Source organism: Myxococcus sp. MISCRS1, assembly GCF_026626605.1.
Classification (GTDB): Bacteria; Myxococcota; Myxococcia; order Myxococcales; family Myxococcaceae; genus Myxococcus; species Myxococcus fulvus.
On the sequence record NZ_JAPNKB010000001.1, the window covers coordinates 8,633,724 to 8,657,477 of the forward strand.

Genomic DNA, 23,754 nt, shown 5'->3' on the forward strand with positions numbered 1-23,754 from the left:
GACGCTCCGCCACACGTCGCGGCGCGTCGACCTTGAACCGTCGAACCCAGGGGGAGCCTCACATGAGGAATTCGAACTCGAGGATGCCGGGCCTCATCGCCCACGAGATTCCAGATCCACCGCCGGAGCGGGACCGGGGCCTGCGCGCCCCCACGGAGGAGGCCCCCGAGGCCCTCTCCGCCAGGCCCTCCGTCCCGCAGCCTCCCGCCAGCCCCGCTGTCAATCCGGAGCGGTGAAACACGTCTCAGGGGTGACATGACTCTCCCGATTTTCCGGTGAGTTGCATGTTTTGCGGGCGTTTCTCGTGAGGAGGAGCGCCCGTTTTATTTCACCGCGAAACACTCAAGAAAAAGGGCTCGCCGCGTATTTCAGATGGAAGACGGCGGCGGCGGGGAGTGGAGCTGCATCGACTGCATCGCGACAGGGGGGAGTGATGTTCCGATGTGACGCGAGGGGCCAAGGGGAGTCTCACGGGATGTGGGCGCCGGAGGAGCGGGGCGCGGGCGGCGGGAGCTGGGGGGCGTTGGCGGAGGGTGGGGGACGGGAGCTGGGCGGGGGGCGGTGCCGGGGGGGCGCTCCTTCTGAAGAGGATGAGCCGCAGCGGGAGGCGCGTGACGCGGAGCTCCTCCTGGACGACGACCTGGATTTCCAGATCGCCAGCTACTGAGATTTTGGCGCGAGGGTTTGGGAGCGCTTCACACGGGCAGGCGGCGTCGGGGGACGACCGTCGCCTCTGACGGATGGCGTCGTGAAGGTGGGGGAGACGACGCGAATGACTCCAGGTCGTGGGGGGGCGTCATCCGGGAGGGCCTGCGTGGTGCGTGGTGGAGGAAGGGGCAGTCCGCGCCCCAGGTCCTCCGCCTCCGGAGTCTCCAAGGGCTCCGGAGGTGGGGGACTTCGGTGAGTGCCGTCTGGGCGATAGGGTGTGGCTCCTGCTCGACTCGGAGTCCCCAATGACCCTGCTGAAGTGGGCGGCCCTGCCGCTCCTGTTGTTGTCCGCGTGTTCGACGTCCCGGTGTGCCCAGGCCCGGGACGAGAAGCCCCGGCTGTTGCCCATGTCCCAGCAGATTGCGCTGCGGGAGGGCTGGCTGCGGAAGCGCCACGACATGTTGCTGGAGATGATGCGCCGCCATGGCGTGGGCATGTGGATTGTCGTCAACGAGGAGTTCCATGACGACCCGCTGACGCAGTACGTGGCGCCGCCGCGCCCGTACGCCGGCAACCGTGACGTCTTCGTCTTCGTGGACGCGGGGGCCGAGGGGCTGCGGCGCGTGGCGCTGACGGGCTACGCGGAGGAGGCTGTGCTCCAGTTCTTCGAGACGCCCGAGGAGGGCAAGTCCGGGCCGGAGTTCCTGGCGGAGCTGGACGCGCGCCACCAGCCGAAGGCGATTGCGCTGGGCATCGACGGCAAGCGGGGCGTGACGCGCAGCCTGACGCGGGACGGGTATGCGTGGATTCTGGAGGCGCTCGGGCCGAAGGCGGAGGCGCGCTTCGTGAGCGCGGCGCCGCTCATCGAGGAGTACCTGGACACGCGGCTGCCCGAGGAGTGGGAGCACTACCAGGGGCTGGTGGAGCTGACGGACGAGGTGGTGAAGGAGGCCTTCTCGTCGAAGGTGGTGGTGCCGGGGAAGACGACGGTGGGGGACATCCGCCGGTGGCTCTACGACAGGCTGTGGGCGCTGGGCGTGAGCACGTGGTTCCAGCCGGACATGCGCGTGCAGCGCAAGGGCGGGGTGAACTCCAAGTCGCGCGGCTTCCTCGCGGTGACGAAGGAGGAGGTCGTCATCGAGCGTGGGGACCTCATCCACGTGGACTTCGGCATCAGCTACCTGGGGCTGCACACCGACTGGCAGAAGATGGCCTATGTGCTGCGCGAGGGGGAGACGGACGCGCCCCAGGGCTTGAAGCAGGCGCTGGCGAACACGAACACGCTCCAGGATGTGTTGATGCTGGAGGCGTCCCGGCCGGGGCGCTCGTCGGCGGATGTGTATGACGCGACGATGGCGAGGATGGACGAGCTGGGAATCACTGCGCAGGTCTACAGCCATCCGCTGGGCAACCAGGGCCACGCGCTGGGCGCGTCCATCGACTTCCGCTCGGCGACGCGCAAGGAGGCGCCGAAGCTGCTGCGCGAGGGCTCGTACATCGCCATCGAGCTCAACACGTCCACGCCGGTGCCGGAGTGGGACGGGCAGAAGGTCGCGGTGATGGAGGAGGACCCGGCCTATCTCACGCAGGAGGGCTGGAAGTTCTTCGTGCCCCGGCAGGAGGCCTTCTACCTCATCAAGTAGCGGGCCCTGTCAGAAGCCGACGCCGAGCCCCAGGCCCAGCGCCCACATCCGTGACGCGCTGGGCGCGGGGTGGGCCCGGGGGTCGCCCAGGTCGATGCGCACGCCCGCGCGGGCGAAGGCGGGCCCCAGGCGGACCCGGACGAAGGGCTCCAGCGAGACACGCGAGTCCTCCCCATCCCAGGTCGCCTCGGTGAGGTGGGGCGTGACGACCTGCACCCGCGCGCCGGGCTCCAGCATGCCGAGCCCGAGCGCGGCCTCCAGGCTGGCCTGCGCGACGAAGTGCGTGTCCCTCGCCGTGCGGGAGACGGGGACGAGCATTCCCAGTGCCACGTCCGCGCGGAGCTGGAAGCCGGGCAGGTCCAGGCCCACGGCCATGGGCAGCACGACGGAGGTGGTGTCGAGCGCCCACAGCCACGGGTCCGCGAGCCCGCGCACCGCGGCGGCGGTGGTGTAGTTGGCGTCTTGTGTCTCCGGTCTGCGCGCGTCGAGCTCGTCGGCGTCCTGATGGCGGGCCAGGGGCACGGCGACGCCCACGCCCATGCGCACGAAGACGGTGTCATCGACGAAGGCGCGGACGTTGTGCAGGCCGACGAGCAGGTTGGAGGAGCCCAGGTGGCTCCTGCGTCCCTCGATGGCGCCGGCGGGGTCCACCGAGGTGTAGGGCAGTCCCCAGTCGAGCCGGAGCTGCGAGTGCTCGGAGAGCCGGAAGCCGGCGGCGAGCATGGGCGAGGCATGTCGGGTGGAGACCTGGCGCAGCCGAGGCGCGGAGGAGAGGGTGACGGACGTGGTGAGGAAGTGGTCCGGCTCCCGCACCTGCGCTTCCACGCGCTGTCCCATCAGGAGGAGGACGATGGCGATGAGCCACGTGCCTGTCCGGCGACAGGAGTCGAGGTGGAGCTGCGGCGTGGACATGGCGGTGCTTTCGTGTCGAAGGTCCGTCCGGCTCACGGCCCCCCATTGCCTTCAACACCGATGAAGACGCGCTCCGTCACCGTCCTTTGCGTGGCCCGTGCTTTTTTCCGGCGGGTCGACTCCAACGGTCGTGGAAACCCCCGAGGGCCACCCGCCGCGTCGAGTCAGCTCACATCGGCCCAGGTCAGGCCGAAGCGCGCCAGGTACTTCTTCAGTCGGTCCGCGTCGTTGACGCTCGACTTGCGAGCACGGGACTGAGCGAACAGCACGCGCCCGGCCTCCGAGAGCGAGCGGCTTCCCTGGCACACGCCCAACACGTCCGCGAGCTGCACGCGGTCGAACCGGTCCAGCTCCGCGGCGAGCGCTTCACCGAGCACCTCCGCGACCCGGTCCTCGCCGCTCATGGATGACACAGGGCCCGGGCGGGTACTGCCTGTCCGCCACTGCGCGCGCAGGCGCTCCAGTTCCTCGTCCACGACCTCGCGAGTGATGCGCCCCCCGGGCGCGAGCGTGGCCATGCGCAGCACCGCGGCGTTGAGGTCCCGGAAGTTGCCCGACCAGCGCGCATCAGGAGAGGTGGCGAAGCGCAGGAAGCGCTCCTGGGCCTCCTTGTTCAGCGTGATGCGCGCGCCCATCGCCTCCGATGCCCGGTCCAGTTCGTAGAGCAGGTTCGGCGGGATGTCCTCGGGGCGCTCACGCAGCGCGGGCAGTCGGAAGGTCCACAGGTTGATGCGCGCGAGCAGGTCCTCGCGGAAGCGCCCGCGCTCCACCTCGGTCTGCAAGTCCCGGTTGGTGCCGGCGATGAGCTGGAAGTCGCTCTCCACCTCCTTGTCCGAGCCCACCGGCAGGAACCGCTTGTCCTCCAGCGCGCGCAGCAGCATGGCCTGCTCGTCCGCGCCCAGCTCTCCAATCTCATCGAGGAACAGCACGCCGCCGTTCGCCTGCCGCAAGAGTCCAGGCCGGTCCTGCAGCGCGCCGGTGAACGAGCCCTTCACATGTCCGAAGAGCGCGGACATGGCGCCGTCACCGCGCAGCGTGGCGCAGTTGAGGTCCACGAACGGTCCGCTTACCGTGCCGCGAGACTTCTTCAGTGTGTAGACGCGGCGCGCGAGCTGCGACTTGCCCGCGCCCGTGGGGCCGGTGATGAGCAATGGCGCGCGCGAGTGGCTCGCCACCTGTTCGATGCGCTCGATGAGGTGGTTGAACGCCGCGTTGCGCGTGTCGATGCCCGCCTTGAGGTACGACAGCCCCTCGCGCTGCTCACGCTGGAAGCGCGCCGCCAGCGTGTCGTAGCGCGACAGGTCCAGGTCGATGAGCGTGTTCGTCCCCGCGCCCGCCTTGTCGCGAGGGTCCGGCGACAGCTGCACCAGCCGCCCCGGAATCAGCCGGCTCTCCACCAACAGGAACATCGAGATCTGCGCGATGTGCGTGCCCGTGGTGATGTGGACGAGGTAGTCCTCCTCCTCGGGGTTGAAGCTGTACCCGCGCACGTAGTCGAGCAGCGCGCCGTACGTCTCCTCCAGGTCCCACGGGTTGCGGATGTCCAGCAGCGTGGTGCGCACCGTGGTCTCCGGCGACACCTGTCGGATGTCCGCCACCACCGTCGCCGCAATCTGTGTGGCCGCCGGCGGGTGCAACAGCTCCAGCCGGTGCACCACCAGGTCCTCCTGTTGGCACAGCGCCACCGTGGGCCGCCACTTCATCCACCGGTTCGGGCCCTGCCCCGTGTCGAGCGTCGTCCCGAGCATGCCCAGGACCACCGTCTGTCGTGCGCGCTTCTTCGCCATCAGGATAAGACTTTATCCGAACAGATACGCCACGCCAGGGCCCACCGGGCGCTCCCCTCTGGAGCGGGCCTGGCACGCCGGCTGCTCTAGGTCCCTGCGTGCCCGGGAAACAGAGCCCAGGGCGAACGACCGAAAGGTGAAGGCCATGGAGCGCAACAAGGTGAACTACGAGGTGCTGTCGGACGAGGCGGGGCGCCCCATCAAGTCGTGGACCGTGGGCGTGCCGTTCGAGGACGAGGCCAAGAAGCAGCTCCGTAACCTCCGTGGCCTGCCCTTCATCCACAAGTGGATCGCCGCGATGCCGGACGTGCACCGCGGTTACGGCGCGACGGTCGGCAGCGTGGTCCCGACGGTGGGCGCGGTGGTGCCGGCTGCGGTGGGGGTGGACATCGGGTGCGGAATGATCGCGGTGCGCACGACGATGCGCGCGGATCAGCTCCCCGACTCGCTGCGTGGGGTGCGCTCGGCCATCGAGCGGGCGGTGCCGCATGGCCGCTCGGACAACGGCGGCCGTAACGACGTCGGCGCGTGGCGCGTGGCTCCGGCCTCCCACCAGAAGGAGTGGGCGCGTCTGATGGAGGGGTATGACCGCATCGTCGCCAGGCACCCTCGCATCGGCCGTGGGCCCGACCTGGGACACCTGGGTACGCTCGGCACGGGAAACCACTTCATCGAGCTGTGCCTGGACGAGTCGGATGGCGTGTGGCTGATGTTGCACTCCGGTTCGCGCGGCGTGGGTAACCGCATCGGAAGCCACTTCATCGAGCTGGCGAAGGAGGACATGCGCCGCTGGTACATCCACCTGCCCGACGCGGACCTGGCGTACCTGCCCGAGGGCTCCGAGCACTTCGATGACTACGTCTTCGCGGTGAGCTGGGCGCAGGACTACGCGGCGACCAACCGCGAGCTGATGCTGCGTGGCGCAATCGAGGCCCTGCAGCTGAGCGGTGAGCTGCCTCCGTTCGAGCTGTCCGACGCGGCGGTGAACTGCCACCACAACTACGTGGCGCGTGAGCACCACTTCGGGAAGAACTGCTTCGTGACGCGCAAGGGCGCGGTGCGGGCGCGCGAGGGTGACCTCGGCATCATCCCCGGCAGCATGGGGGCGCGCTCGTTCATCGTCCGCGGGAAGGGGAACGCGGACAGCTTCCACTCCTGCAGCCACGGCGCGGGCCGGGTGATGTCGCGTGAGGCGGCCAAGAAGCGCTTCACGCTGGAGGACCACGCGAAGGCGACCGCGGGCGTCGAGTGCCGCAAGGATGCCGAGGTGATTGACGAGACGCCGGCGGCGTACAAGCCCATCGACGCGGTGATGGCGGCGCAGTCGGACCTGGTCGAGGTAGTCCACACGCTCAAGCAGGTCGTCTGCGTGAAGGGGTAGGCGGTACCACCCTGACTCCTGCACGCGAGGTGACCATGCCGGGATGACGACATCGAGGCGCCCGTTCCCCCCAAGAGGCCGAAAGGCCGCCAGAGTGGGGGAGCGGGCGCCGCTATTTCAGGGCAGGGCGCTTCAGCGCGAGCGGCCCTGACACCAGCCGGAGGAGCTGCACGTGCGCATGCCGTCGCACTGACACGCGCTCCAGCAGCGGTTGGAGCCGCCCGGGTTCCAGGCCTCGTTCCAGTAATAGCTGGGGCTGGTGCAGCTCACGGCGGGGCGCGCGGTGCCCTGGCACCAGCCGGAGGCGCTGCAGGTGCGCATGCCGTCACATTGGCAGCTGTTGGTGCACCGGTTGGGGCCGCCGGGGTTGCGGCCCTCGTCCCAGTAGTAGTTGTAGAACTGGCACTGCGACTGCTCCTGGGACGTCACCTCGAGCGCCGAGTCCTCGGGCGGAGCGGACTGCGTCTCCTGGGCGGGAGCCTCCAGGGTGTCCGGGCCGCACGCGGACGTGAGGACCATGAGCAGCGCCGCGAGGGGGACCATCAGATTGCGAGCAATGAGACTGCGAGAGACCACGACTGCCTCCAATGCAAGACACGCTTCCGGAGTGAGCGCCTCGGAAGCGCAGCTCGTGTAAGGCCTGGCGGAGCCGCTCGGTGGCTTTTCTGGAGGAGCGCTGGGTTGTGGATGCTTCGGGTGTTGACTGACACCGCGCGTGGCCGATAGCGGGCCAGGGTGCGGGGCGTGCTCGCGCATGTCAGATTGCGCGGGTGGGGCCGTGAGGCGTGGGAAGACGGGAGAGACGAGACATGTTGCGCATCGATGGTTCCAAGGGAGAGGGCGGCGGCCAGGTGCTGCGCACGTCGCTGGCGTTGTCGCTGGTGACGGGGACGCCGTTCACGATGACGAACATCCGCGCGGGCCGCGCGAAGCCGGGCCTGTTGCGGCAGCACCTGACGGCGGTGAAGGCGGCCGAGGCGGTGGGCGCGGCGGAGGTGTCCGGCGCGGAGCTGGGCTCGCGAGAGCTCACGTTCCATCCGCGCGCCCTGGCCGCGGGCAACTACCACTTCGCGGTGGGCACGGCGGGCAGCGCGACGCTGGTGTTGCAGACGGTGTTGCCCGCGTTGCTGGCCGCGAAGGCGCCGTCCACGCTGATGCTCGAGGGCGGGACGCACAACCCGGCGGCGCCGCCGTTCGACTTCCTGGCGCGGGCCTACCTGCCGCTGTTGCGGCGCATGGGCGCCGACGTGGCGGCGACGCTGGACCGGCCCGGCTTCTTCCCGGCGGGCGGCGGGAAGTTCCGCGTGGACGTGCGGCCCCAGGCCTTGAAGCCGCTCTCGCTGATGTCGCGTGGGCGGGTGCTGCGCCGCGAGGCGAAGGCGGTGGTGTCGATGATTCCCTTCGACGTGGCGAAGCGCGAGCTGGAGACGGTGGGCTCGCTCCTGGAGCTGCGTCCCGACCAGCTCCGTCCGGAGGAGTTGAAGCGCGGACAGGGGCCCGGCAACGCGCTCGTGGTGGAGGTGGAGAGCGAGCACGTGACGGAGGTCTTCACGGGCTTCGGGGAGCGAGGCAAGCGCGCGGAGACGGTGGCGGAGGAGGTGGCCGCCGAGGTGAAGCGCTACCTGAACGCGGAGGTGCCCGTGGGCGAGCACCTGTGTGACCAGCTGCTGCTGCTGTGCGCGCTCGCGCGGGGCGGGGAGTTCCGCACGCTGCCCCTGGATGGACACGCGCTGACGCAGTTGGAGACGATGGCGCACTTCCTGGATGTGAAGGTGGACGTGGGCGAGGTGGACCGCGACGTTCGCGACGTGGTGGTCCGCGGCTGATTCGCGCGCCGGTGGGGCTCCAGGCCTTCGTGGCACCTGGAGCCCTCGGCGTTCACCGCGCCGTCGTCACTGGCCGGTGTGCAGGAACTGGATGGCGCGCAGCAGCTCCGGGTCGGTCCCGTGGGCGATGTCCTGGAGGGTGGGCGCGACCTCGATGTGAGGGACGATGCCCACGGCGTGGAAGCGGGACTGGTCGGGGAAGAGAATCCCCATGCCGGTGAAGCTGACGGCCAGCTGCCCGGGCAGCAGCAGTCGGGTGACGTTGCCGTTCGTCCCCGCGCTGCGCCGGCCAATCACCGTCACGCGCCGGGCGCCGGTCATCATGATGCTGAAGTTCTCCGCGGCCGACACCGTGCGAGGGCCGACGAGCAGGACGATGGGGCCCGCGTAGGACGGGTTCGTCAAGGGCTGCCGCGTGTTGCCGGAGTCCCAGGTCTCGAAGTTCTCGGGACCGACCCAGATGGGATAGCGGAACACGGGCGTGCGGAACGGCGTGGGGATGAGGCGTTGCGCGACCTCGTAGTGGTTGATGCCCGGATAGCCGCGCATGTCCACCACCAGGCCGCTGGCGCCCTGCGCCGCGGTGAGCGCCGCGCGCAGGGCGTCCGGTGAGGTGAGCACCTCGCTTGCCAGGTTGAGGTAGTGCAGGTTCGGAGCGCCCAGGTCCGCGAGGCTGCCCGCGGGCCGCAGCGAGGGAGGACCACTCACCTGGTTGAGCAGCTCTACCGGCTGGGGTTGGACCTGGACGACGCGCGTGGTGCCGTCCATGGCGCGCAGGCCGACGTCCATGGGGGCATTCATGATGAGGAGCCGGCGGATGGCCACGTCATGCAGGTAGCCCGGCGTGGCGGCCGAGGCGTGGGCCTGCTCCTCGGCGAGCCACTCCGACATGGGCGTGCCGTTGATGCTCACGAGCGTGTCACCGGGTTGCAGCGTCGGGAGCGCGGAGCGGCGGATGATGGGCTGTCCCTGCACCTCCTCCATGGAGACGGGGAAGAAGCCCGCCGGCGGGGGACCTCCGTACAGGGTGACGAAGCCGTGGCCGTCCTTCAGGACCTCGTTGAAGCGCAGCAGCAGCCGACGGAGCTGGTCGCGCTGGGTGACGGGTGTAGAGTCCACGCGGGCCAGTGTCTCCAGCAGGCGCCCGTCGATGCCGTCTCCCACGATGTCGAAGTAGGGATAGAACAGACGGGTGGCGCCGTGGAGGGTGAGCAGGTCCGCGCGCGCGATGGCCGACGAGGCGGCGATGGGCGGGACGGCCTCGAGGGAGATTCGCTCGGGCGGCGCGTTGCGGACGACGGGCGCGGTCCGGTCCACGGCGGGCGGCGCGCCGAGCCAGGACGTGAGCTGGAGGGATTGCTCCGATGGGAGCGCCTCGGCGCTCAGCGCGCTCATGCCGAGGGTGGCGAGCGACAGGTCCGCGGGGATGACGTCCGGAATCGGGCCCTGGGCATCCTCGAGGCGCGTGGTGCGCACGAGCAGTCCTCGGGTGCTCACCGGCATCCACTTCGACTCGGCGACGGCCGCGTGGATGGGGGCGCCGATGAGCCAGGCCCTTCCGGCCATCCGCAGGTCCGCCGCGAAGCGCGCCGTGGCCGGGGCGAGCTCCGTCTCCGTCAGCAACGCGACGGGGAGCTGGGCCTGTCCCGTGGCGGCATGAGGCTCTTGCGCCAGCCGGTCGATGTAGTTGCCATAGACGTTGTAGGGCGTCGTCTCGTCGAGCATCCCCACGTGCGCGCGGACGAGCCCGGCCAGGCGCTCGACGGGAGTGGTGCTGATGGCGCCGATGGCCCGGGCCAGGGCCTCTTCCAGTCCAGGGGCGGCGGGCAGTCCGCGCAGGTCAATGATGGCCGCGCGCGCGTGACGCGGGATGCGCAGCTCACCGGTGCCGGGGCGGATGAACGCGATGGGGCCCACGGTGAGGACGCGGGCCCTGGGGAGCGTCTTGCTGGTGACATCGAGGGCACAGACGCCCTCCATGGTGCTGGCGTAGTGGCGGGTGGCCTCGGCCCAGTCCACGGTGCGTCCCTCCAGGGCCATGACCAGGGACAGGTCCGCGTCGGTGTAGCTGGGGCCCACGCCGAAGAAGCGGACCTGACCGTGCGCGGCGGCCATGGCGACGGGGGCTGGCTGCGTCTCCGCGGGGCCGGCCCGGCCGAAGTCACACCATTTCTCGGGTGGAGGGAACTGGGATTGCGCGCCCGCGCTTCCACCCAGCAACGAGAGCAGTCCCGCGGCGAGCAGGGGATGACGGCGCGCACGACGAGCCCACGAGGTGCCGCGCGCGGCGCCCTTCTGAACGAACGACATGTCTCGGATGACCTCCAGACCCGGCCAGGATGGCTCATCAGGTCGGTCGGGAAACGCCACGCCGCGCGGCGCGATATCGCCGGGGATTCTTCGTCACTTCACGCGGAAACTATTCCCGAGTGCGCGTGTGGCATTGTCAAATCAAAGGCAGTGCCCCGAGACTCGGCTGGGGTGGAGTGACCTCACCTCGCGCGCCCCTCTGTGTGCAGGGCGCGGTGCCCCGTGACAGGGCATGTCGGCCAAGGCCCCGGAGCCCTGAGGCACAATCCGTTCCCCGTGCTTGGCACCCTCCAGCTCAACGGAGGAAGAAGCAGACACAGCCTTCATCCCGCATGAGAGGGAAGGAGCTCCCTTCGTGCACCTCGTGCTCATGTGTTTCGGCAGGTCGTGATGGTTCGAGATGCAGGGCGAAGGATGCCCTGCGCGGCGGAGCCCGGCTTCCTGGGGGCATCGCGAGTTGGTGTCGCTTCAGGTCATTGCACGACAGCGCGGGACCGAGCGGGTACGTCGTCCCCAAGAATGGACTCCGTACGCACGGTCGCTCGGGAACGCCGAAGTGCCGCCGGGCTTGAGTCTCAGTGTCTCCTCGCGGTCTCACTGTCCGCGAGCGTCGGCGAGCACCCGCACCGCCCCCGCTTCGTCTGGCGGGACTCCGAGCGGGCGTGTTGGGGCCCATGTCGGGTGACTGGCACGGCGCCTCCCTCGCACGACAGTAAAGAGGACGGAGGTCGTGAGACGGGATGGCCGAGGTCCCCGAAGTCGAAATCATCACACGAGACCTGCGGCAGGCGGTCCTCGGCCGGCGTATCGCCGACGTCGAGGTGTTCGCGCCCGCGGCGGTCCGCTTCCCCTCTCCGGAGGACTTCGTCAAGGCGCTCCGGGGCCGGCGAATCGTCGACGCGCGGCGACGGGCCAAGTTCATCCTGTTGGGGCTCGATGAGGGACAGACGCTCGCCCTGCACTTCATGCTCTGGGGCGAGCTGTCATTGCGGCCAGGCGGCGCGGAGCGCCCCTCCGAGACGCTCGTCGTCCTGACGTTGGAGGACGGCGAGGCGCTCCACCTCACGGACACGCTGGGCTACGCGCGCGTGGCGGTGGGGCCCACGGCGGAGCTGTCCGCGAGGCTGAAGCTCGAGGAGCTGGGGCCGGAGGTGCTCGACACGGCCTTCACTCCCGAGTTGCTCGCGCGCCGTCTTGGTCGGCGCAGGAGCCCGCTCAAGACGGTGCTGCTCAACCAGCGCATCATCGCCGGGCTGGGCAACCGCGACGCGGACGAGAGCCTGTGGCGCGCGGGACTCGACCCACGGCGTCTGGTGACCTCGCTGTCTCGCGACGAGGTGTCACGGCTGTACCAGTCGATGCGGACCGTGCTCGAGGAGGGGCTCGCGCTGCGAGGCACGCAGCGGGATTTGTTCGGCGTGAAGGGCCAGGCGAAGCATCGGCGCAACGTCTTCGAGCGCACCGGCGCCCCCTGTCCGAGCTGTGCCACCCCCATCACCCACGAGCGCGTCGGCGGGAGGAACACGCACTGGTGTCCCCACTGTCAGCCCGAGGAGGGCACCGCCACGGGGCCGACCCAGGGCGTACTCTGGTAGGGCGCCCATCGCCCGGGCTTCTCGCGCATGGCAGCAAGGCTTGTCCCCGGCACGCCCCCGCTGCGCTTCCCGCCGCCACGCTGTTATGAAGTGGCTGTGTCCGACGTCCCCGCGCCCGCACCGTCCGAGCTCGACTCCGCGCTGGCCCGCGCCAGTGAGGAGCTGGGCTTTCCCAGCTACTACCAATCCTGTGTGCGCCCGCTGCTGCGCAACCCGGAGGGCCGCTGGCCCCGCTGCTGTGGCGGCGGCTGCGAGCCCTGCGCCCAGACGCTCATCCAGGTGGCCCAGAGGACCCTGGAGCTCTTGGGCACCCCGCGCCAGGCGCCCCTGCCGGACTGAGCGCCCATCATGGCCCCCGCCCAGCCGCTGCTGCTCGTCGACGACGACGCCGCCTTCCGCAAGGTCTACGGCCGCCTGCTGCGTGACGCGGGCTACGAAGTGGTGGAGGCCGGCGACCGTCCCTCCGCCCGCGCCGCCTTCGACGCGCGCGACTTCCCCCTGGTCCTGCTGGACTTGATGCTGCCGCCGGATGGCAGCGTCTCCGCGGGCTTGGAGGGACTGGCGGCGCTGCTCGATGCGCGGCCCGGCGCCAAGGTCATCGTCGTCTCCGGCGCGGGCGACACCCGCCACTCGCTCGAGGCCATCCGCCTGGGCGCGCATGACTTCCTCACCAAGCCGGTGGACCCGGACGTGCTGCTCGTCGTCGTGCAGCGCGCGCTCGCCCGCGTGACGCTGGAGCGGCGCGTGGAGACGCTGCGCACGTCCCTGGAGCGCGCCTCGGCGGACGCGGCGATGGTGGGGCAGAGCGCCGCGTTCCTCGCCGCCGTGTCGCTGGCCGAGCGCGTGGCCGCCAGTGATTTGCCTGTCCTCGTCACGGGCGAGAACGGCACGGGCAAGGAGCTGCTCGCGCGCACCGTGCATCTCAAGAGCCGCCGCCACGCGGGGCCCTTCATCCCGGTCAACTGCGGCGCGCTGCCGGAGACGCTGCTGGAGAGCGCGCTCTTCGGCCACGTGAAGGGCAGCTTCACCGGCGCCACGAAAGACCACCGCGGACTCTTCGCGGAGGCGGACGGCGGCACGCTGTTCCTCGATGAGCTCGGGGACATGACGCCCTCGCTCCAGGTCAAGGTGCTGCGCGCGCTGGAGACCGGAGACCTCCTCCCGGTGGGCGCGGACCGCCCCGTCCACGTGGACGTGCGCCTCGTCACGGCCACGCACCGTGACCTGGGCCACATGCTCCAGGAGGGCACCTTCCGCGAGGACCTCTACTGGCGCGTCAAGGGCGTGGAGGTCCGCCTGCCGCCGCTGCGCGAGCGCGCCTCCGACCTGCCGCTGCTCGCCAAGCACTTCCTCAACCAGTGCGCGCACCTGTGTCCGGATGGCCGGGCGCGGCTGCTCTCGGACGCCGCCGCGGAGGCGCTCGCCGCGCACGCGTGGCCCGGCAACCTGCGCGAGCTGCGCCACGAGATGCAGCGCGCGTCCGTGCTGGCCGGAGAGCGCCGCGAGCTCCAGCCCGAGGACCTGTCCTTCACCGGCAGCGAGCGGCCACGCGCGAGCACGTCGGGCGGCACCACCCTGGCCGCGAAGGTGGAGGCGCTGGAGCGCCGTGAAATCGAGAGCGCGCTGGAGCGCTGTCACAACAACCGCACGCACACCGCGGAGGCGCTTGGCCTGTCGCGGCAGGGGCTGCTCAAGAAGCTGGAGCGCTACGGCCTGACGTGAGTCAGAACAGGCGCGCCCCCAGGCCCGCCTTCACGCCCCAGCCCAGCCGCGTGTCGGAGAGGCCCACGCGCTCGCGGAACGTCTCCAGGCCCAGCTGCCCCGCGAGCAGGATGGACACGTCGTTGCCCAGGTACACCTCCACGCCTCCGCCGCCGAGCACCTGCGCGCGCCGCGACTCGGACTTGGAGAGGCCCACGTCCACGGGCACGTCGACCAGGCCCAGGAGGGTCACCGTCTCCGCCACCCGCCAGCCCACCACCAGCCCGGGCGACAGGCGCAAGAGCACACCCGAGAAGTTCTGGTCGTCCATGTACGTGGAGCCGGAGTTGAGCACCACGCCCAGCCCCAGCGTGGGCGCCATGGACACCGTGCCGTTGTCCATCACCTTCACCCGGCCCACCAGCTCCAGCGCCGCGGACAGTTGGAACCAGTTGAAGCGCGCCCGCGCCTCCAGCTCCAGCAACGACAGGCCCTGGCGGAAGCCCACGCCCAGCTCCGGCGCGCCCGCGTAGCCGTACACCGCCGTCACCCCGGCTGGCAGCGTCACCGGCGCAATCACCGCGCCCAGCCGGTCCTCTGCGGACTCCATCGCCGTCTGCTCCACGCTGACCGAACCCGCCTCCCCCGGTTGCCCGGTGGCGCCCTGTTGAGCAAAGGCGGCGGAGGCCAGGAGCAGTGTGGACACCAGGACGGAGCGAGGGCTCGAGCGCGTCATGCCGCGCACCCTACCGCGCCGGGGAGGTGACGGAAACCCAACGATTCCGAGGACTTGTGTCCAGGTTGCGAAGTTGTCGAACTTCGCTGGAATAATTCGTTATCCATGGCTGCCGCGCTTCCTCATCTTCCCCTGTCGAGCCCTTCCGAGGACCCGGTGCCCTCGGAGGTGGGCTCGCGCCGTCGCGGAGGGCGGAGCCGGGCGCGGGTGCTGCTGGTGGACTCGGACGCGCCCGCGCAGTCGGCGCTGGCGGTGGCCCTGGTGGAGGCGGGCTTCGAGGCGCTGCTGGTGGGCGACGTGCGCGGCGCGCTGGAGGCGCTGGCCTCGGAGGAGCCGTTGCCGCGGCTGGTCATCGCCGAGGTGGAGCTGCCGGACGGTGACGGCTTCAGCCTGTGCGGACAGCTCCGCGCGGACGCGCGCACCTCTCGCGTGCCGGTGTTGCTGCTGGCCCGGCGCGAGGAGGAGTTCCACCGGGACCTGGCCGCTGGCGTGGGCGCGGACGACTACCTGGCGCGGCCGGTGGACGTGGAGGACGTGGTGGCGCTGGCGAGGCTCAAGTCGGAGCGGGCCACGGGCGAGTCCACCTTCGAGTCCCACACCGCGCGGCTGCCGCTGACGAAGGTGACGCGGGCGCTGCTGTCGGGCGTGCGCTCCGGGCGGGTGGTGCTGGCGGAGGGCGAGGGCTGGTTCTCGTTCCGGCACGGGCTGGTGGTGGACGCCCTGTTCCACGGCGTGCGCGGCAGCCTCGCGTTCCGGAGGATGCTGGGCTTCGCCCACGGCGACTACGCGGTGGCGCTGGGGCCGGAGCTGCACAAGGGCTCGTTCACCATGGACCGGGCCTACCTGTGCGAGACGGTGCTGCCGGCGCTGGAGCGCTTCGAGGCGCTCAGGGCGCGCGGGCTGCCGCTGGCGTCGCGGCTCACGGTGGACTTCGCGCGGCTCGCGCGGGAGCTCTCCACGCTGCCCGAGGACGTGGGCGTGCTGGTGCGGCTGTTCGATGGACGACGCACGGTGCGCGCCGTGCTGCTCGAGTGCGACTTCCCGGAGGTGGTGACGTACGAGGCGGCCACGCGGCTGTTCGCGCTGGGCGTGCTCGTCCCGGCCTGTCTCATGGAGGAGCGTGAGCGCGGGGTGGGCTCGGGCGACGTGCCCGGCTTCTTCGAGCCCCTGCCCTCGGTGGAGCCCGGGGCCAGCGCGACGGAACCGGACGCGGACCGACGAGAGGTTTGACTCCGCGCCCCGGGCTGGGAGACAAGGCCGCCACGAGGCGACACCTTCCATGTCCGGTCACAATCGGTGGTCGAAGATCAAGCGCCAGAAGGCCGCGATGGGCGCGACCAAGGGCAAGCTCTATTCGAAGGTCATCAAGGAGATCACCGTCTCCGCGAGGCTCGGAGGAGGAGACCCCGCTGGCAACGCGCGCCTGCGCGTGGCGCTGGGCCTGGCCCGCGACGCCAACATCCCCAAGGACACCATCGAGCGCGCCATCAAGAAGGGCACCGGTGAGCTGGAAGGGGAGAGCTACGAAGAGGTGATGTACGAGGGCTATGGCCCCGGCGGCGCGGCCGTGCTCGTCGAGTGCGTCACCGACAACCGCAACCGCACCTCCGCGGACGTGCGCTCCGCGTTCGGCCGTCACGGCGGTAACCTGGGCGCCGAGGGCGCGGTGGCCTGGATGTTCCAGAAGAAGGGCGTCGTCACCGTCAAGCCGGGCCCCTCCGAGGACACGGTGCTGGAGAAGGCGCTGGAGGCGGGCGCCGAGGACGTGGTGCCCCAGGGCGCGGAAGGCTTCGAGGTGCGCTGTGCGCCGGCGGACCTGCACACGGTGGCCACGGCCCTGGAATCCGGGGGCCTTCCGCTGGGCGAGCAGAAGTGGGTGTATCTGCCGCAGAATACGCTCCAGCTCGACGGCGACAACGCCAGGAAGATGCTCAAGCTGATGGATGCGCTCGACGAGAACGACGACGTGCAGAACGTGCACGCGAACTTCGAGATCGAGGAGTCCCTGATGGAGTCCTTGTCGCAGTAGCGGCGGGTGGAACGGAGTCAACGGTGCGCGTCCTCGGTGTGGACCCCGGCAGTCGCTTCATGGGCTACGGCGTGGTGGAAGAGAAGCGGGGCCGCCTGGTGCACGTGGGCCACGGCGTCATCAAGGTCGACGAGAGCGCGCCCCTGGCCTTCCGCCTGAAGGAGCTGCACGCGGCGCTCAGCGCCCAGCTGGCGCACTTCCGTCCGGCGGCGGTGGCCGTGGAGGGGGTGTTCACCTTCCGCAACGCGCGCAGCGCGCTGGTGCTGGGACACGCGCGCGGCGTGGCGCTGCTGGCGGCGGCCCAGGTGGCGCTGCCCGTCTTCGAGTACCCGCCCGCGAAGGTGAAGAAGTCGGTGGGCGCCGGCGGCGCGGACGGCAAGGACGCCGTGTCGCGCATGGTGAAGACGTTGCTGGGGCTGCAGGCGGTGGACCTGGGGCGCGCGGACGCGAGCGACGCCCTGGCCGTGGCCCTGTGCCACCTCAATCACGGCCGGTCCGCCATTCCCACGGCGGGCCCGACCACGAAGAAGCGCAAGGGCGCCGCGGCGCTGCTCGCGGACAGGCTGGCGCCGTCCTATCGGCGTCCGGAGGCGGGATGATTGCTCGGTTGCGGGGAGTGGTGCTGGAGAAGGACGCCGAGGACGCCGTCATCGACGTGCAGGGCGTGGGCTACCGGGTGAACCTCTCCACCCTGTCGCTGGGCAAGCTGCCCCCGGAAGGCCAGCCGGTGGAGGTGCGCATCCGCACCGTGGTGCGCGAGGACGCCTTCGAGCTGTTCGGCTTCCTCTCCAAGGCCGAGGAGGACGTCTTCCTGCTGCTCAACGGCGTCTCCCGCGTGGGCCCCCGCATGGCGCTGGGCGTGCTGTCCGGCATGGAGGTGCCGGAGCTGGTGGCGGCGCTGTCCCGCGGGGAGGTGGCCCGGCTGGCGAAGATCCACGGCGTCGGGAAGAAGACCGCCGAGCGGCTGGTGCTGGAGCTCAAGGACAAGATGAAGAACGTCCACCTGGAGGCGGTCTCCCGGGGCACCGCCCCCGCACCCGCCAGCGCCACCCAGTCCGACCTGGTCTCCGCCCTGCTCAACCTGGGCTACAAGCCCCCGCAGGCGGAGAAGGCCGCGGAGCTCGCCACCGGCCGGCTGGGCGCCGACGCTTCCTTCCAGGACCTGTTCCGCGAAGCCCTCAAGTCCCTCCGGGCAGGGGGCTGATGCCTTCCGGACAGCCTCGTCCCCGGGTGTAGCCGGGAGGCCAATTCAAGACCTCCCTGGACAGCCCGCACAACCGTTTCTCCTCTAAGAAATCGAAACGGTCCGAGGTCCGACGGGCCCGGTGTCCTCCGCGTGGCACCTGTTGGCCTACGTCGCAGCATGGCGGACACCCTGAGCCTCCCGGTTCCCTCGGTGAGTAGCGAGTTCCGCCACTGGTGACACTTTCCAGCCACAGCGGTGGGGTCGCGGCCTCACGCAGGACAAGGAGTTGCTCACATGAAGGCATGGCGTGGCATCCCGGTGCTCGTGTCCGTTCTTTGGGGAGGGCTCCTCGCGGTGGGGTGTGGTCCCGCGGTCGAAGGCGTCGACGCGGAGGGCGAGGCGGCGGTGGAGTCCGCGCGTGCCGAGGTGGTGGCGGCGGGCCGCGCCTGCGCGTCGGAGCGGGTGATGCCCTCGGGCACGAAGCCGGAGTGGCTGGTGCGCGGCGTGGACCGGCTGTTCTTCAGCGCGGACTCGCAGGAGCAGGGCCGCGAGCTGTGGAGCAGCCCGGGTGGCGGTGGCTGCGCGGGCCTGGTGAAGGACATCCGGGCGGGAGCGCAGGGCTCGGTGCCGCGCTACCTGACGGCGCTGGGGCGCTGGGTGCTCTTCGCGGCGGATGACGGGCTGCAGGGGCCGGAGCTGTGGCGCACGGACGGCACGGAGGCGGGCACGGTGCGGGTGCTGGACGTGTGGCCGGGCGAGCGGGGCTCGGCGCCGCGCGCGCTCACCCGCGTGGGCACGCAGGTCTACTTCCTCGCGGAGGCGCCGGGAAATGGCCAGGAGCTGTGGCGCACGGACGGCACCGCGTCCGGCACATGGCGGGTGCACGCGTTCATCCCCGGCAGTGACGTGTTGCAGCTGACGGCCTGGGGTGAGCGGCTCGCGCTGGTCTCCTACGACGCCGAGGCCGCGGTGCTCTGGGTGGTCGAGCCGAGCGGCGAGACGCGCGAGGTGTTCCGCTCGGCCGTGGGCGTGTTCGACTCGCTGACGGCGGTGGAGCGTCGGCTCTTCTTCGTGCGCGACACGGGAGAGGGCATCGTGGAGCTGTGGGTGGTGGCGGGGCGTCAGGCCGTCGCGACGAAGGTGCGCGACTTCAGCGGCGGGGCGCCCTCGGAGCTGACCGCGCTGGGGGACCAGGTGTTCTTCCATGCGGGCTCGGACGGCAACTATGGCGAGTTGGGCGACACGCGGCACGGCGGCGAGCTGTGGCGCAGCGACGGCACGACGCAGGGAACCCGCATGGTGCGGGATATCTGGCCGGGGCCGAAGGGCTCGCTGCCCTCGGACCTGGTCGCCATGGACGGCGTGCTGTACTTCGCGGCGGAGGACGGCTGGCGCGGGCGCGAGCTGTGGCGCAGCGACGGCACGGCCCTGGGCACGTGGATGGTCTGGGACCTCCAGTGGGGACCGGAGGGCAGCGAGCCGCGGCAGCTGGTGGCGCAGGACGGCTGGCTGTTCTTCTCGGCGACCACCGCCGCGCATGGCCGCGAGGCGTGGAAGAGCGATGGCTGGCTGTGGAACACGCGCCGGATGACGGACATCGCCCCCGGCGCGTCGTCGTCGAACCCCCGCTCGTTCGTGCGCTCGGGCCGCGACGTGTTCTTCCTCGCCAACGAGGCCGCCGTGGGCGAGGCGCTCTGGGTGTTGCCGCTCCACGGCGCGTGGTCGTGCGCGGGCCCCCAGGGTGGGAAGGGCTGCTGAGGTCCCTCAGGCGGCGCGGCGGCTCGCGGGCGTGGGCCGCACGTCGCCGAAGTTGGGCGCGGGCAGGACGATGGTGGGCGACAGCCCCGGCGCCAGCAGGTGGGACGTCAACAGCGAGGACGGGTGGAAGTTCACGAAGGCGCCCTCCACCGCGGAGGGCCCGGCGAAGAGCTTCTCCACCACCATGGAGGAGTATTGCAGCAGGGAGTCCTCGCGGCTGTTGCCGTTGAGCACCACCTCCCAGCCCATGTGCTCGGCGAAGCGGCGCACCCCGGGGATGGCGGAGAGCAGCGGCGTGTAGCTCTCCGTGGCCACGCCGTTCTCGCTGGTGACGAACACCTCGCGCGAGGTGGCCACCGCCAGGGACATGTTGCCGCGCGTGTGCCCCGGCGTGCTCAGGATGGCCGCGCCCGTGCCCAGCCACGTGTCCCCGTCCAGCAGCACCACGCGCTCCTCGGGGATGTCCGCGCCGCCGGGGACGAACCACACCGACTGCATGGGGTGCAGGTCCTTCACCATCTCCCACTCCGCGCGCTGCACCAGCAGCTTCGCGCGCGGGAAGTACGCGGACAGGCCGTCACCGCCCAGCCACCCGCGCAAGTCCTGGATATGCAGGTGGTCGAAGGCGAGGAAGTCCACGTCCCCGGGCGTCAGCCCCAGCGAGGCCAGGTGGCTCTGCACCGTGCCGTGCTGGGTGGACATGACCTTGTCGGAGACGAACGCGCCGTAGCGCTCCCGCAGCGAGCGGTAGAAGGGCGCCGCCTGTCCCCGCTCGTAGTCGGAGGGGTTGAACAGGAGCGTGCGCCGCTCGCCGTTCGCGTCCACGAACTGCACCACCTGCATGCGGTGGGTCATCATCACGTAGGGCGCCGGCGAACTGGCCGCGCCGCTGAAGGCGAACAGCGACGGGTAGGGGAAGGTGACGAGCTCGCACGTGGCCACCGCCGCCACCGGGCCCTCCTGGACGAAGCGCTCGCGGGCCTGGAGCGCCGCGCGGCGCAGCTTCTGGAGGCGCGGGCCGGGCAGCGTCTCGGCGTGGGCCTCGGCGAGGAAGGGCAGGGGACGGAACGCGGGGCTCTGGCTCATGGGCTCACCGTGACTGCGAGAGGTCGATGACCTTGGCGACCGGAAAGGTGATTCGCGAGGGCATGTTCTCGCGCCCCCGGGCCGTCCCGCCAAGTCGCCTGGGACGTGTTTCTCACGAGCGTCCGCCAGTCCACAGGCGCGCCTGCCGGGCGGCCTCACCGCGAGCAGAGGGCGCCCGTGCGTCGACGGGCGTCCGGGGCGGGCTCCCGCTCGCCGGTCGGCTGGTCTCCGGGGCGTCCCGGGGGGCTTGCTCCGAGGATGTGGGCGACACGCGCGGCCTTCCTGTATAGGGTCACATGGTCATGGCGAGGAAGTCCGACACTCTCTCCGAAGAGGTCCTCCCGGAGGACGTCCGGCTCGAGGCCTCCCTGCGTCCGCGCTCGTTCGACGAGTACGTGGGGCAGGGCTCCGTCGTCGAGAAGCTCAAGGTCTACGTGCAGGCGGCCAGGAGCCGGGGCGACGCGCTGGACCACTGCCTGTTCTCCGGGCCCCCGGGCCTGGGCAAGACGTCGCTGGCGCACATCATCGCCAACGAGCTGGGCGTGGGCATCCACGTCACCAGCGGCCCGGCGCTGGAGCGCAAGGGGGATCTGGCCGGTCTGCTCACCAACCTGAACGCGCGCGACGTCCTCTTCATCGATGAAATCCACCGCCTCAACGCCGCCGTGGAGGAGTACCTCTACCCGGCGATGGAGGACTTCCGGCTGGACATCACCATCGACACGGGGCCGGCCGCCCGGGCGATGAAGATCGACTTGCCGCCCTTCACGCTCATCGGCGCCACCACGCGCACGGGCCTGCTCACGTCGCCCTTGCGTGACCGGTTCCAGATTCAGGAGCGCCTGGAGTACTACGACGCCCAGGCGCTGGAGCTCATCCTCCACCGCTCCGCGCGCATCCTCGGCATCCCCCTGGACAGGGACGCCGCGCGCGAGGTGGCCACGCGCTCGCGCGGCACGCCCCGCATCGTCAACCGACTCCTGCGCCGGCTGCGCGACTTCGCCGAAGTGGAAGGCAACGGCCGCATCTCCCTGGAGCTGGCGAAGAAGTCCCTGGACCGGCTGGGCGTGGACGCCAGCGGCCTGGACTCCATGGACCGCAAGATTCTCCTCACCATCCTGGACAAATTCGGTGGGGGCCCGGTGGGCGTGGAGACCATCGCCGCCAGCGTGGGCGAACAACGCGATACGATTGAGGACGTGTACGAGCCCTTCCTCATGCAGGAGGGCTTCCTCCAACGCACGCCCCGGGGCCGGATGGCCACGCACCGCACCTACCAGTATTTCAAGAAGCAGCCACCGCCCACGCCCCAGGGCAGCCTCTTCTGACCTCCCGCGAGCCATGAGCCAGGCCACCTCTCCCGCGTCTCCCGCCTCCGGACCCACCACCCTCCGCGTCGCGCGTGACTTCTACGCGGACCTGATGCGGGCCTCGCAGACGTCACGCGCGGGCTTCCTAGCCGAGCGCGAGCGCTGGCTGCGCGGCGTGCCGGTGGATGGCCGCGAGGAGCTGCTCTTCGAGTTCGAGATGCTGCTGCGCGCGGTGGAGCGCTACCTCAACCTCACCGCCGTGGTGGACGCCAAGGACCGGCCGCTCGTCACCCGCGACTTCCACGAGGAGCTGGTGGACGTGCGCGACGCCATGGACCGCGCCATCCGCGTCGCCCGCCACCTGCAGGACCCCGACAGCGACCAGAAGATGGTCTTCCGCAAGTACGTGGAGACCCAGCTGGCCGACGACCGGGTGCGCCGCGCGCTCATCGAAGAGGAGCTGGACCAGCAGACCGCCCCGGAGAGCCTCTTCGTGCTGCGAGAGGACCTGGACGCGCTCCGCAACCTCCTGGACCACCTGCTCCAGCTCCCCACCGCGCGGCTCAACCTGTTCCAGGACCTGGGCAAGCTCGCGCTGAAGGAGATCGTCCTCAACCGCTACTTCCGGCCCTTCCGCCCGCTGGAGTTCCGCGTCGAGTACGACCGGCTGCGCTCCGTGCGCATCCTGGACACCCTGTCACAGATGTCAGAGGAGCCGCGGACGGCCTTCGCCACCGCCTTCCTGGGCCTGTTCCGGCTGTTGCACTACCTGTCCTACGTGGACGCGGAAGGGACGCCGCCCGTGCCGCGCCGCGTCCGGGTGCTGCTGGCCCTGGTGCGCAGCGAGACGCACGCCCTGGCCACGTGGATGCACGCGGAGCTGTCCCCCAGGGCGGGCTCCAAGGCGCTCCAGGCCGCCGCGCTGAGGGCCGCGCGGGACCTGGCCAAGGAGGCCGAGCGCATCGGCCGGGAGGTGCTCGCCCACGTGGACCGCGAGCCGGACGCGCCCCAGCGCGCCGCCGCCGCCTTCACCACGCTCCTGCGCACGCAGGTCGTCGCGCTGGTGGAGTCGCTCGCGCCCAACGGCGGGCTGACGGACGGCGTCTTCGACCACCTGGTGAGCCCCCAGGACGCCGCGCTGCGGCTGCGCAAGGACCTGTGGGTCTACGCCCAGCTGTGCCGCGCCGCCGAGGGCCACCTGCGCGCCGACGACGTCCCCGCCGCCGAGCGCGCCCTGGACGCGCTCAAGAGCTTCCTGGGCTACTTCCACGACGGCGGCTACCAGCTGCTGCGCTACGCGGACTACGACGCCTTCGACCGCTTCACCGCGCTGCTGGTGGAGCTGCCCTGGCCGCCCGAGGGCCCCGGCATCCGCTCCCGCCTCGCCGAGGACCTGCGCCGCTTCAGCCAGACGCTCGAGTCCACCTTCCACGCTGTCAGCCGCCGCACCCTCCTGCAGGGCAGGGGCTTCGACCGCCAGGAGGCCGAGGCCCTGAGGGACCGCTTCGTGGCCCCCGCGCCCCGCTGAGCCGCTCAGGACGGGGTTGCGAGGACCCACGCCCACGCGCACCGTATGACGCAAGCCCCCACGACGGGTGCTCATACGGGGCGTGTTTGCTTCCAGCCAGTTCCTTGCGCTATGGACGCCCCCGTGTTGCATGGAAGACACGCTTCGTTACGAAGCGCGTCACGGTGATGGGCGGCGGCGGAGGCGGTGATGGAATCCCGGACACCAATGTCACGGTTTCGGGCGATTTCACCGGGCCTCCAACGGGGGGCGGGTGTCTGGCCACGAGGGGCACCCACCGCGATGTCAGAAAAAGACCAGCCATTCCAACGGGTTCGA

The 23,754-nt window shown here is 70.8% G+C and carries 21 protein-coding genes; 15 read left to right on the forward strand and 6 right to left on the reverse strand.

Annotation, left to right across the window (positions count from 1 at the left end):
- Positions 1-62: 62 nt before the first annotated feature.
- The 3 genes from OWM54_RS34600 to OWM54_RS34610 all read left to right on the forward strand — a co-directional run bounded on the left by OWM54_RS34600 (position 63) and on the right by OWM54_RS34610 (position 2,291).
- Positions 63-236, forward strand: coding sequence for a hypothetical protein (locus tag OWM54_RS34600; RefSeq protein WP_153882679.1), 174 nt, complete (start codon positions 63-65; stop codon positions 234-236).
- Between the two features lie 239 nt (positions 237-475).
- Entirely contained in the window at positions 476-667 is a 192-nt protein-coding gene (locus OWM54_RS34605; protein ID WP_267700209.1) for a hypothetical protein, read from the forward strand.
- 286 nt (positions 668-953) lie between these two features.
- Entirely contained in the window at positions 954-2,291 is a 1,338-nt protein-coding gene (locus tag OWM54_RS34610) for a M24 family metallopeptidase (RefSeq protein ID WP_141325867.1), read from the forward strand.
- A 9-nt stretch (positions 2,292-2,300) separates the two neighbouring features.
- On the opposite strand, the gene OWM54_RS34615 is transcribed toward OWM54_RS34610, so the two are convergent.
- Positions 2,301-3,203, reverse strand: a complete 903-nt coding sequence (locus OWM54_RS34615) for a hypothetical protein (RefSeq protein ID WP_267700210.1) — start codon at positions 3,201-3,203, stop codon at positions 2,301-2,303.
- A 164-nt stretch (positions 3,204-3,367) separates the two neighbouring features.
- On the reverse strand, positions 3,368-4,990 hold the full coding sequence (gene rtcR / locus OWM54_RS34620) for an RNA repair transcriptional activator RtcR (RefSeq protein ID WP_267700211.1): 1,623 nt from the start codon (positions 4,988-4,990) through the stop codon (positions 3,368-3,370).
- Between the two features lie 145 nt (positions 4,991-5,135).
- Here rtcR and OWM54_RS34625 point away from each other — a divergent pair, with 145 nt between their 5' ends.
- Positions 5,136-6,371, forward strand: a complete 1,236-nt coding sequence (locus OWM54_RS34625) for an RtcB family protein (RefSeq protein WP_267700212.1) — start codon at positions 5,136-5,138, stop codon at positions 6,369-6,371.
- A 132-nt stretch (positions 6,372-6,503) separates the two neighbouring features.
- On the opposite strand, the gene OWM54_RS34630 is transcribed toward OWM54_RS34625, so the two are convergent.
- Entirely contained in the window at positions 6,504-6,947 is a 444-nt protein-coding gene (locus OWM54_RS34630; protein WP_248544514.1) for a hypothetical protein, read from the reverse strand.
- 233 nt (positions 6,948-7,180) lie between these two features.
- On the opposite strand from OWM54_RS34630, the gene rtcA reads away from it, so the two are divergent.
- A complete protein-coding gene (gene rtcA / locus OWM54_RS34635) occupies positions 7,181-8,197 on the forward strand; it encodes an RNA 3'-terminal phosphate cyclase (RefSeq protein WP_248544513.1) in 1,017 nt (338 codons plus the stop codon).
- 66 nt (positions 8,198-8,263) lie between these two features.
- On the opposite strand, the gene OWM54_RS34640 is transcribed toward rtcA, so the two are convergent.
- Entirely contained in the window at positions 8,264-10,507 is a 2,244-nt protein-coding gene (locus OWM54_RS34640) for a S41 family peptidase (RefSeq protein ID WP_267700213.1), read from the reverse strand.
- Between the two features lie 740 nt (positions 10,508-11,247).
- Between OWM54_RS34640 and mutM the strand changes: the two genes are divergently transcribed.
- From mutM to OWM54_RS34655, 3 genes are all read left to right on the forward strand, one after another.
- On the forward strand, positions 11,248-12,102 hold the full coding sequence (gene mutM, locus OWM54_RS34645) for a bifunctional DNA-formamidopyrimidine glycosylase/DNA-(apurinic or apyrimidinic site) lyase (protein WP_267700214.1): 855 nt from the start codon (positions 11,248-11,250) through the stop codon (positions 12,100-12,102).
- Positions 12,103-12,198: 96 nt separating this feature from the next.
- Entirely contained in the window at positions 12,199-12,441 is a 243-nt protein-coding gene (locus OWM54_RS34650; protein WP_267700215.1) for a hypothetical protein, read from the forward strand.
- Positions 12,442-12,450: 9 nt separating this feature from the next.
- Entirely contained in the window at positions 12,451-13,824 is a 1,374-nt protein-coding gene (locus tag OWM54_RS34655; protein ID WP_267700216.1) for a sigma-54-dependent transcriptional regulator, read from the forward strand.
- Between the two features lies 1 nt (position 13,825).
- Here OWM54_RS34655 and OWM54_RS34660 read toward each other — a convergent pair whose 3' ends face one another.
- Positions 13,826-14,539 (reverse strand): hypothetical protein, encoded by a 714-nt coding sequence (locus OWM54_RS34660; protein WP_223784140.1) that lies wholly within the window; start codon positions 14,537-14,539, stop codon positions 13,826-13,828.
- A gap of 105 nt (positions 14,540-14,644) precedes the next feature.
- On the opposite strand from OWM54_RS34660, the gene OWM54_RS34665 reads away from it, so the two are divergent.
- From OWM54_RS34665 to OWM54_RS34685, 5 genes are all read left to right on the forward strand, one after another.
- A complete protein-coding gene (locus tag OWM54_RS34665; RefSeq protein WP_267700217.1) occupies positions 14,645-15,769 on the forward strand; it encodes a response regulator in 1,125 nt (374 codons plus the stop codon).
- Positions 15,770-15,818: 49 nt separating this feature from the next.
- Positions 15,819-16,568, forward strand: coding sequence for a YebC/PmpR family DNA-binding transcriptional regulator (locus tag OWM54_RS34670; protein ID WP_223745638.1), 750 nt, complete (start codon positions 15,819-15,821; stop codon positions 16,566-16,568).
- Between the two features lie 23 nt (positions 16,569-16,591).
- A complete protein-coding gene (ruvC, locus tag OWM54_RS34675) occupies positions 16,592-17,167 on the forward strand; it encodes a crossover junction endodeoxyribonuclease RuvC (protein ID WP_223745639.1) in 576 nt (191 codons plus the stop codon).
- On the forward strand, positions 17,164-17,772 hold the full coding sequence (ruvA, locus tag OWM54_RS34680) for a Holliday junction branch migration protein RuvA (protein WP_267700218.1): 609 nt from the start codon (positions 17,164-17,166) through the stop codon (positions 17,770-17,772). The genes ruvC and ruvA overlap by 4 nt, the downstream gene beginning before the upstream one ends.
- Positions 17,773-18,048: 276 nt before the next feature.
- Complete coding sequence (locus OWM54_RS34685; RefSeq protein WP_267700219.1) at positions 18,049-19,512, forward strand: ELWxxDGT repeat protein; 1,464 nt, start codon at positions 18,049-18,051, stop codon at positions 19,510-19,512.
- Between the two features lie 6 nt (positions 19,513-19,518).
- Here OWM54_RS34685 and OWM54_RS34690 read toward each other — a convergent pair whose 3' ends face one another.
- Entirely contained in the window at positions 19,519-20,598 is a 1,080-nt protein-coding gene (locus OWM54_RS34690; RefSeq protein WP_046715038.1) for a hypothetical protein, read from the reverse strand.
- A gap of 296 nt (positions 20,599-20,894) precedes the next feature.
- Here OWM54_RS34690 and ruvB point away from each other — a divergent pair, with 296 nt between their 5' ends.
- Entirely contained in the window at positions 20,895-21,926 is a 1,032-nt protein-coding gene (gene ruvB, locus OWM54_RS34695; protein ID WP_223745642.1) for a Holliday junction branch migration DNA helicase RuvB, read from the forward strand.
- A 13-nt stretch (positions 21,927-21,939) separates the two neighbouring features.
- Positions 21,940-23,436 carry a hypothetical protein gene (locus OWM54_RS34700; RefSeq protein WP_223745643.1) on the forward strand — a complete coding sequence of 499 codons (1,497 nt, stop codon included), beginning with the start codon at positions 21,940-21,942 and terminating at the stop codon, positions 23,434-23,436.
- Positions 23,437-23,754: the final 318 nt, after the last annotated feature.